Genomic DNA, 712 nt, shown 5'->3' with positions numbered 1-712 from the left:
TACGCATCCGGGCCATGTTCGATGATGGGTTCATCGATTGGCTGATTGCCACCGTTGTCTGGAATTCGGAAGTCATCCACATTAATTGCAACGCGTTCGGGCGTTATTGCCGATCTACCCGCGGCCTGACCAACGGTAATAACACAATCTGGTTGATACGCTTCAATCGCATCAATCACAGCACTGATGGACTCAAAACGCGTCACAGGCACCTGACAAGTAACAATGATGCTACCGTCAAGACTTGTTTCTTCTAGCCTTTTCACAGCCTCCAACGCCGGATTTATTGCATCACCACCAAACGGTTCAAAACCAGTAATCAAAACCTTTTTCATCGCAACCTTCAAAGAGAAATTGTTTCGCCGATTATTGCATCGCCTCTTTCACTCTCCAACCATAAAGTCAGCTTGCAACCAAGCCACATTGTTTTGTGTGAATCCACTCTAACCTGTGCCCCCCAACAATAAGTGAATCAGCGCAAAACCGACCATAACTCAGCGGAAACTTGGTTTCTGTGCCTAACTTATGTAGAGTACGCGACCACAAAATATCGGCAGTTCAAAGAGATCGAATACCATGAACATTGATAACCACGTCATTGAAGGTCTTGAAGAGTTAGAAGCTTTTCTGCATTTAGTCGAGAGCGGTGCATTAGGTTTGGAAGGGGTAACTGGCGTTGCACTAGCGACAACAAACACTGACGGCCGTCCTT

At 46.3% G+C, this 712-nt stretch carries 1 pseudogene; it reads right to left on the bottom strand.

Annotation, left to right across the window (positions count from 1 at the left end):
- Positions 1 to 335 (bottom strand): annotated as a pseudogene (locus tag R7O13_RS27015) (pyroglutamyl-peptidase I); the annotation flags it as partial.
- Positions 336 to 712 lie beyond the last annotated feature (377 nt).

The organism is Vibrio sp. Y176, from assembly GCF_033438945.1.
Note: the sequence above shows the minus strand (reverse complement) of the source record. Positions and strands in the feature narration are given on the sequence as shown.